This window comes from Actinophytocola sp., assembly GCF_045807065.1.
Taxonomy (GTDB): Bacteria; Actinomycetota; Actinomycetes; order Mycobacteriales; family Pseudonocardiaceae; genus Actinophytocola.
In genome coordinates, this window is sequence record NZ_JBJMIE010000328.1 from 1 (window position 1) to 8,643 (window position 8,643).

The window sequence follows — 8,643 nt, forward strand, 5'->3', positions numbered from 1 at the left end:
CAATCAAACCCTACAAGACAATAAACACATCTCGCGGGTGCTGCACAACTGGGCGGACGAGAAGGCCCTGCAGATCCTGCGGTGCGTGCGGGCGGCCATGGCGCCGGGGGCGCGGCTGGTGGTGTTCGAGCAGCTGGTGCCGGAGGAGGCCAGCGACCCGGACGCGGCGTCGGGAATGGTCGACCTGCTGATGCTGGTCCTGCTGGAAGGCCACGACCGGACCGAGGAGCACTACGGCAGACTGCTGAGCGCCGCCGGCTTCACCCTGACCACGGTCCACCACGGCACCGCCCCCACCGCCGACGGCGCCCTGGTGGCGGTGGCGACGTGATCACCCAGGTCTCCCTTCGTGCGCTGCTCTCGCGGGAGGGGCGGCGAGATCCCAACCCGTTCTACGCCGAGTTGCACCGGCAGGGGCCGGTGTGCGTGCTGGCGGACCCGGCCGAGAAGTTCGACGTGGTCGTGCACGGGTACGACGCGGTGCACGAGGCCCTGCGTGACCCGGCGCTGCACGTCATGACCGGCGACTACCCCGACCGCCGCGGCAGCAGCCGGTGGCGGGCCCACCCGGCACTGCGCGTCCTCGTCAACTCGATCTTCTTCACCGAGGGCCCCGACCACGGCCGGGTGCGCAGGCTGTTCGGCCAGGCGTTCAGCGCCCGCCGGGTCGCGGCCCTCGAACCCGCCGTCGAGCGGATCGTCGGCCGGCTCCTCGACCGGCTCGCGGAACGCGGTGCCGGGGGCGCACCGGTGGACCTGCTCGCCGAGTTCGCGCTGCCCGTGCCGAGCGACGTCGTCGGTGAGCTGCTCGGTGTGCCGGAGGAGGACCGCGACTGGTTCCCCCGGCGGGTGCGGGCCTTCGGCGCGATCCTCGACCTGGGCGCCGGGATCTGGCGGTACCAGCAGGCCGCGGACCTGGCCGCCGAGGAGCTGACCGGCTACTTCGCCGACCTGGTGGCCAAGCGCCGGGCCGAGCCGCGGGACGACCTGGTGAGCGTGGTCGCCGCCGCCCAGGACCCGCACGACGACGACCCGAACGACGACGACCCGAACGACGACGAGCTGGTCGCGAACCTGCTGACCATGTACAACGGCGGCTTCGTCACCACCACCCACCTCATCGGCAACGGGGTGCGGATCCTGCTGGACGACCCGGCCGAGAAGGCGCGGGTGCTCGCCGACCCGGTGCGTGCCGAGGGGTTCGTGCAGGAGGTGCTGCGGTACGAGCCGCCCACGCACTTCTCCATCCGCTGGGCCGCGGCCGACACCGAGGTCGCGGGTGTGGCCGTGCCGCGGGACAGCCGGGTGCTCGTGCTGCTCGGCGCCGCCAACCGCGACCCGCGCCGGTTCACCGACCCCGACACGTTCGACCCCGGCCGCGACGAGGGACAGCCCCTGTCGTTCGGCGCGGGGGTGCACTACTGCCTCGGCGCGGTGCTCAGCAAACTGGAGGGCAGGATCGCGCTGCCCATGCTGCTGCGGCGCTTCCCGGACCTGGCGCTGGCGGGCGACCCCGGTGAGCGCACCACGCTGATGCTGCGCGGGTACGAGTCCCTCCCGGTGACCGTGTCATGAGCAGAGCTTGCGGAGCGAACCACACCCGTTCAGGACGACACCCGACCCGCGGCTGGACGCACGGGTGGGACTTTCGTCCGAGTCCGACGCACGAGTGGGACTTTCGTGAGGGTCCAGGGAGCAGGATGGGCGGTTCGCTCGTTGCCATGTGGACAGCGTCGGGCGGGGCGGGCGAGGGCGCGTCATGAGCACGACGCTGGTGGACGTGGCCGCCTACCTCCCGGACCGGGTGGTGTCGGTCGAGGAGCTGGGGCCGACGCTCGGGCTCACCCCGACCCAGGTCCGGGTGCTGCGCCGGTTCAACGGGCTCGGCGAGGTGCGCCGGCAGCGACCGGGCGAGACGCTCGTCGACCTCCTCGAAGGGGCGGCGCGGGCACTGGAGCTGCGTGGCCGCGAGCACCTCGTGCGGTACGTGCTGCACGCGCGGGGCGTGCCCGTGGTGGCGCCCTACCCGGTCAACCCCGTGCACGAGCTGCGGGACCGGCTCGGCCTCGGCCGCGCGACGGCGTTCGCGGTGACGCACCACGCGTGCGCGTCCGCGCTGCTCGCCGTCGACCTCGCCGGGCGGCTGCTCGCGGCCGACCGCGACCCCCGCGCGCTCGCGCTGGTGGTGGCGGGGGAGCAGGTGTTCACCCAGGACGGGCGGCTCACCCCCGACCACCGCGTGTTCGGCGAGGGCGCGGGTGCCTGCCTGGTGTCCGCCGGCGGTCCCGGTGACGTGCTGCTGTCCTACGTGGCCGACCAGCGCGGCGACCTCGACCACTGGGGCGCCAACGGGCCCGGCGCCATGGAGCGGTTCGCGCGGGAGTACACCGAGCTGCTGAGCGACGTGCTCCTCGCCGCCGTCAAGCAGGCCGACCTCGCCCTCGACGACCTCGCGCTCGTGCTGCCGCACAACGTGAACGTCGTGTCGTGGCGGCGGGTGTGCCGGCGCATCGGGCTGCCGGTGGAGCGGGTGCTGCTCGACACCGTGCCGGTGGTGGGCCACACGCCGTCGGCGGACACGTTCATCAACCACGCGTGGGCGGTCGCGCGCGGCCGCCTCGCCCCGGGCGACCGGTACCTGACCGCGGGTGCCGGGCTGGGCGCGGTCTTCTCGGCGATGGTCTTCGAACACCGGAGGAGTGACCCCATGGCGACGACGGAGGCCACGGATTTCCGCACGCGGGTCGTCAGCACCCTGAGTGTCCTGTTGGGACGGTTGCTGGGCCGGGAGCTGCCCGGCCTGTCCGAGGGGACCAGGCTGTTCGACGAGCTGGGGCTCAGCTCGTCGAAGACCCTGGAACTGCTGCTGACCCTCGAGGACGAGCTGGACCTGCAGGTCGACGTCGAGGACATCGACCGCCGCGACCTCGCCACGCTCGGTTCGCTCGCCGACTTCGTCGTCGCACACGTGGACGGTCCGTGATGCCCAAGGGGCTGACGCTGCGGCGCGTGGTGCACCGCGAGCACCACGCCGCCTCCGCACTGGCCACGCACCCGACGCTGCGGCCCTTCGTCACCGACCTCGCCGCCACGCGCGGCCTTCCCGTCGACGAGGACGTGCTCGGCACCGGCGAGGCGTACGCGGAGTTGGCGGCGCCGGTGGTCGAGGCGGTCACCTCGGCGGACGAGCCGGTCGACCTGCTGGTGCTGGCCTACGGCGTGCCCGACGTGCAACCGGGCCGCAACACCGCGCTGCACCTGGCCGCGCGATGTCCCGGTCACCCGCTCGCGTTCGCGATCTGCGACCAGGGACCCACCGCCGCGTTCACCGCGCTGCGGCTGATCGCGGACTACGCCGCCACCCGGTCGCTGCTGGTGGTGGCCGAGCAGTCCGCGGTGCCCTACCCGCTCACCGCGCCGGCACCCGTGCCGGACCGGCACTCGGCGGTGGCGCTGCTGCTGGAGAGCGGCCCGTCCCCGGTCGAGGTCCGCACGCACACGGCGCTGCCGCCCGAGGCGGTCGGCGCGGTGCTCGCCGGGGACGTCGCCGAGCTGACCGGCGCGCACGACGACGTGACGCTCGTGCTCGGGTCCGGGGTGGACGCACCGGCCGCCCCCGACGTGCTCCGGGCCGAGCCCGGCCTGCCCTACACCGGGTTGTGGGCCCGGCTGGCCGACGTCGAGCCGGGTCGGCTGTCGGTGTTCGCCGACTTCGACCCAGCGCTCGGTTACCTGTGCGTGGCCGCGACCGCGGCCATCCCGATCTGAGTACGGAAGGAGGTGGACGCACATGAAGGTCGCAGACAAGCCGATGGTGGAGGACAAGCCGGTCGCGGACAAGCCAGTCGCGGACAAGCCCTGAGCTTGACGGCGTAGGTGTGCGGGGACGCGTCAACCGTCCCCGCACACCTCGACATCATGCGCCGGATGCCCGGCGCGTGCAGGAAAGGGGTCGCCCCATGCGCCTACCCGGTCTCGACGTGCCGAGGGAAAGCCGGCTGCTGGTGTTCATCGGTCTCGTCGACGCCATCGGCACCGGCCTGTACATCGCGGGCTTCGCGGTGTTCTTCACCCGCAGCGCCGGGCTCTCGGCCACGGAGGTCGGCGTCGGGCTGACCGTCGGGAACGCCTGCGGGCTGGTCGCGCTGACGCCCATCGGCATGCTGGCGGACCGGATCGGTCCGCGGGCGGCGTCGATCCTGCTGCACCTCTGGCGCGCCGCCGGGTTCGCCGCGTTCGCGTTCGTCGGCGACTTCGTGGGCTTCCTGGTGGTGTCCTGCGTCGTCGGCATCCCGACCAGGGCCATCGACCCGGTCAGCCAGATGTACGTCGACCGGCACATCGGCGAGGACCTGCGCGTGCGGGTGATGTCGGTGATGCGGGTCGTCTACAACATCGGGTTCTCCGTCGGCGGGCTGCTCACCACGGTGATCCTCGTCGTCGGCACCCGCCCGGCCTTCCTGGTGATCGTGCTCGGCAACGCGGCCACGTTCCTGCTCGCCGGCATCCTGCTCGCGCGCGTGCCGCTCCTGGCCGACGACCCACCGGACCGCAGGACCGCCCGGGGGTGGCCGCGGTCGCTGCGGCAGGGCCGGTACCTGGTCGTCACCGGGCTCAACGCCGTGCTGGTGCTGAACACCACCGTCCTGACGCTCGGCATCCCGCTGTGGATCGCGACGCGGACGGACGCGCCCCCGGCGGTCGTCGGACCGCTGATGGTGCTGAACACCGTGCTCGTCGTGCTCCTGCAGGTCCGGCTCAGCCGCGGCACCGACACGAGGGAGGGCGGGGTCCGGGCGCTGCGCCGGGCGGCGCTCGCGTTCGCGGGCTGCGTGCTCGTGCTGGCCCTGTCCGGCCTGGTGAACTCGGTCGGCGCGGTGATCGCGGCGGTGGTCGCGACCGTGCTGCTGACGTTCGGCGAGCTGTGGCACTTCGCCGGCCGGCTGTCGGTGTCCTACGCCCTCGCGCCCCGCGAGCGGCAGGGCGAGTACCTGTCGGTGTTCTGGCTCGGCTCGGCCGCCGCGCTGATGGTCGGCCCGGTGCTGATCACCGTCGGAGTCGTCGACCGGGGCGCGTTCGGGTGGCTCGGGCTCGCCGCCGTCTTCGTCGCGACCGGCCTCGCCATCGGGCCCGCCGTCGCCGCGGCCGCGCGCCAGCTGGCGGCCGAACAACCCGAAGCTGAGGTGGTGCGCGGTGCGGCCTGACGACGTCCCGCGGGGTGAGGTCGTCGACCGGGTCCTGGTCCCGTTCGCGGGCACCGGTTCCGGCGAGGCCGAGCTGACGTTCGGCCAGCTCGGCCTCTGGCAGTCGATGCGGGAGGACATGTCCCGGACGGTCGACTACGTCGCCGAGGCGCCACCCGGCACGACCGTCGACGCGGTCGCCGACGTGCTCGGCTTCCTGGTGGGCCGGCACCAGTCGCTGCGCACCACCCTGGTCCCGCGTGCGGACGGGCGCCCGCCGCGCCAGCGGGTGGCCGCGAGCGGGGAGGTCCCGCTCCTCGTGGTGGCCGCCGGAGACGACGACCCGGCCGAGGTCGCGGCGGCGCTCTCGACGCACTGGCAGCTCGTCCCGTTCGCCTACGAGACGGAGTGGCCGGTGCGGTTGGGCGCGGTCGTGGCCGACGGCGCCGTCACCCACGTGGTCACCGTCATCCTGCACACCTCCATCGACGCGTTCGGGTTCGCCGCGCTGGTCGCCGACCTCGGCGCCCGCGACCCGGCGACCGGTGCGCCCGCGGGCCCGGTCACGGGACTCCCGCCGCTCGCGCAGGCGGCGTGGGAGGCGACCCCGGCGGGACGCCGGCAGAACGAGCGCTCGCTGCGGCACCTGGAGCGGGTGCTCCGGACCGCGCCCGCCGGCCTGTTCGGCGCGCCGCGCTATCCCGGCGAGCCGCGCTACGACCTGCTGCGCTACCGGTCCCGGGCGCTGCGCCTCGCCCTCCACGCGGTCGCCGCGCGGGAGCGGGTCGACGACTCGCCCGCGCTGCTCACCGCGTTCCTCGTCGCCGCCGCGCGTGTCACCGGCGTCAACCCGCTGCTCACGCTCGTGCTGGTGAGCAACAGGTTCCGGCCCGGATACGCCGACTCCGTGAGTGCCCTGATCAAGGTCACGCCGTTCCTGCTCGACGTCGCGGGCCTGACCGTCGGCGAGACGGTCCGCCGGGCCGCGGGCAAGGCGCTGAACGCGTACAAGTGCGCCTACTACGACGCCTACGAGCAGGACGAGGTCATCGCACGCGTGGCAGCCGAGCGGGGCGTCGAGTTCGACCTGTCCTGCTACTACAACGACCGCAGGCAGCGCGACCGGGTGCACGCCGGCGTCCCGGCGCCGACGGCGAACGAGATCCGCGCCGCACTCGCGGACAGCGAGCTGTCGTGGCGGCCGGAGGTCAACATCCCCAGGGCGAAGCTCCACCTGTGCATCGACGATCCCCCCGGCGCCGTCGAACTCGTGCTCTCCGCCGACCGGCGGTACTTCTCTCGGGACGACATGACGGCGCTCGCTCGGGCGATCGAGGAGGTCGCCGTGCAGGCCGCGATCGAACCGGACACCCGGACCGGCGTCGGCACACCTATCGCGGAGGCCGTGCGATGACAGTGTCCACAGCATCGGTGTCCACAGTGGACTCGACGGTGAGGCTGTACCGGACGGTGCGGTTGATCCGGCGGTTCGAGGAGCGGGCCATCGAGCTGGTGCGCTCCGGCGACATCGTCGGCGGCATCCACCCCTACCTCGGGCAGGAGGCGGTCGCCGCCGGAGTCTGTGCCGCGCTCGGTCCGGACGACCTCGTCACCGGCACCCACCGCGGCCACGGCCACGTGCTCGCGAAGGGCGCGGACCCGGCGCGGATGATGGCCGAGCTGACCGGCCGGGTCACCGGGCTCAACAAGGGCCGGGGCGGGTCCATGCACGCGGCCGACTTCGGCGTCGGGATCCTCGGCGCCAACGCGATCGTCGGTGCGGCCGGCGCCATCGCGACCGGCGCGGCCTGGGCGCGGCGGCGGCTCGGCCGGCCGGTGGTCGCGGCGAGTTTCTTCGGCGACGGCGCGGTCAACGAGGGCATGCTGCTGGAGGCGTTCAACCTGGCCGCGCTGTGGCGGGTGCCGGTGGTGTTCGTGTGCGAGAACAACGGCTACGCGACCACCATGCGCGTCGAGGACGCCGTCGCGGGGAGCATCACCGGGCGCGCCGAGGCCTTCGGCATCCCCGCGTCGGTCGTGGACGGCCAGGACCCGGAGGCGGTCCTCGCCGCCGCGCGGGTCGCCGTGGCACGGGCCGGGGCGGGGGAGGGGCCGTCGTTCCTCGAGTGCCGCACCCAGCGGTTCGACGCCCACCACACGTTCGAGCACAAGGTGCGGCTGCGGTACCGGACCGACGAGGAGCTGGCGCACATCCGGGCCCGCGACCCCGTCGACATCCAGGGCGCACGACTGGCGGGCACCGTGCGCTCCGCTGTGGACGACGAGGTGGAGGCCGTGCTCGCGGCCGCGGTGGCGTTCGCGCTGGCGAGCCCGTTCCCGGACCCGCTCACGGCGCTGGACCACCTGTACGCGAGCGGGCTGACCCCGCGGCCGGGGAGTGATGTCTGATGCCGTGGCTGTCCTACCAGAAGGCGCTGAACCGGGCGCTCGCCGACGCGATGGCGGCCGACGACACGGTGTTCGTGCTCGGCGAGGACGTCCGCGTCGCCGCCTCGAACGTGACCGTGGGCCTGCACACGAGGTTCGGGTCGGATCGCGTCCTGGACACCCCGCTGTCCGAGCAGGGGTTCACGAGCTTCGCCACCGGCGCGGCACTCGCCGGCATGCGTCCGGTGATCGAGTTCCAGATCCCGGCCCTGCTGTTCCTGTCCTTCGAGCAGATCACCAACCACGCGCACAAGTTCTCGCTGATGACCGGCGGGCAGTGCGCCGTGCCGGTGACCTACGTGGTGCCGGGCTCGGGGTCCCGCACCGGCTGGGCCGGCCAGCACTCCGACCACCCCTACAGCCTGTTCGCGCACGTCGGCGTCAAGACCGTCGTACCCGCCACGCCGGTCGACGCCTACGGCCTGCTCCGGTCGGCCGTCGCCGACCCCGACCCGGTCGTGGTGTTCGCCCCGTCGGCCGCGCTCGGCGTCCGGGAGGACGTGGACTTCACGACGCTCGCGCCGGTGCCGCTCGGCGCCGGCCGCGTGCACCGGCACGGCAGCGACGTCACGGTCGTCGCGGTCGGCCACCTCGTGCACGACGCCATCGCGGTCGCCGACGACCTGGCCGACACGGTGTCGGTCGAGGTGTTCGACCCCAGGACGCTCTACCCGTTCGACTGGGCGGGCCTCACCGAGTCGGTGCGCAGGACCGGCCGCCTGGTCGTCATCGACGACAGCAACCGCACGTGCGGCATCGCCGGCGAGGTCATCGCGACGGTGTCGGAACGGGTGCGGCTCGCGGCCCCGCCGGTGCGGGTCACCCGGCCGGACGGCGCGGTGCTGCCGTTCTCCCTCGAACTGGACCGGGCCACCCAGCCGAGCAGGGCCCAGCTCACGGCCGCGATCAACCTCACGGTGAAGGAAAAGCACTGATGGCAGTCATCCCCGGGGCATGGGAACGGTTGAGCGACGACGCGCGGGCCGCGATGGTCGAGTGCGGGACCCGGACC

General features: G+C 73.5%; 8 protein-coding genes. All 8 read left to right on the forward strand.

Annotated elements, in window-relative coordinates:
• Nucleotides 1-331 (forward strand): methyltransferase (locus ACJ73U_RS18980; protein WP_407778985.1); only part of this gene is annotated, 331 nt, incomplete at its 5' end.
• Nucleotides 328-1,575, forward strand: coding sequence for a cytochrome P450 (locus ACJ73U_RS18985; protein WP_407778986.1), 1,248 nt, complete (start codon nt 328-330; stop codon nt 1,573-1,575). The genes ACJ73U_RS18980 and ACJ73U_RS18985, both read left to right, overlap by 4 nt.
• 184 nt (nt 1,576-1,759) lie before the next feature.
• Complete coding sequence (locus tag ACJ73U_RS18990; RefSeq protein ID WP_407778987.1) at nt 1,760-2,983, forward strand: 3-oxoacyl-[acyl-carrier-protein] synthase III C-terminal domain-containing protein; 1,224 nt, start codon at nt 1,760-1,762, stop codon at nt 2,981-2,983.
• Nucleotides 2,983-3,768, forward strand: a complete 786-nt coding sequence (locus ACJ73U_RS18995; RefSeq protein WP_407778988.1) for a hypothetical protein — start codon at nt 2,983-2,985, stop codon at nt 3,766-3,768. Before ACJ73U_RS18990 ends, ACJ73U_RS18995 begins: the two co-directional genes overlap by 1 nt.
• 191 nt (nt 3,769-3,959) lie before the next feature.
• Nucleotides 3,960-5,204: an MFS transporter gene (locus tag ACJ73U_RS19000; RefSeq protein WP_407778989.1), complete on the forward strand. Its 1,245-nt coding sequence runs from the start codon at nt 3,960-3,962 to the stop codon at nt 5,202-5,204.
• Nucleotides 5,194-6,597: a hypothetical protein gene (locus ACJ73U_RS19005; RefSeq protein WP_407778990.1), complete on the forward strand. Its 1,404-nt coding sequence runs from the start codon at nt 5,194-5,196 to the stop codon at nt 6,595-6,597. The genes ACJ73U_RS19000 and ACJ73U_RS19005 overlap by 11 nt, the downstream gene beginning before the upstream one ends.
• Nucleotides 6,594-7,592, forward strand: a complete 999-nt coding sequence (locus tag ACJ73U_RS19010; RefSeq protein ID WP_407778991.1) for a thiamine pyrophosphate-dependent dehydrogenase E1 component subunit alpha — start codon at nt 6,594-6,596, stop codon at nt 7,590-7,592. The genes ACJ73U_RS19005 and ACJ73U_RS19010 overlap by 4 nt, the downstream gene beginning before the upstream one ends.
• A complete protein-coding gene (locus tag ACJ73U_RS19015; RefSeq protein ID WP_407778992.1) occupies nt 7,592-8,566 on the forward strand; it encodes an alpha-ketoacid dehydrogenase subunit beta in 975 nt (324 codons plus the stop codon). The genes ACJ73U_RS19010 and ACJ73U_RS19015 overlap by 1 nt, the downstream gene beginning before the upstream one ends.
• The last annotated feature ends 77 nt before the right edge of the window (nt 8,567-8,643 follow it).

Bases quoted from the DNA above. Each gene is read 5' to 3' on its own strand.
- ACJ73U_RS18990 (WP_407778987.1), top strand. From the start codon at position 1,760: ATGAGCACGACGCTGGTGGACGTGGCCGCCTACCTCCCGGACCGGGTG.
- ACJ73U_RS18995 (WP_407778988.1), top strand. From the start codon at position 2,983: ATGCCCAAGGGGCTGACGCTGCGGCGCGTGGTGCACCGCGAGCACCAC.
- ACJ73U_RS19000 (WP_407778989.1), top strand. From the start codon at position 3,960: ATGCGCCTACCCGGTCTCGACGTGCCGAGGGAAAGCCGGCTGCTGGTG.
- ACJ73U_RS19010 (WP_407778991.1), top strand. From the start codon at position 6,594: ATGACAGTGTCCACAGCATCGGTGTCCACAGTGGACTCGACGGTGAGG.
- ACJ73U_RS19015 (WP_407778992.1), top strand. From the start codon at position 7,592: ATGCCGTGGCTGTCCTACCAGAAGGCGCTGAACCGGGCGCTCGCCGAC.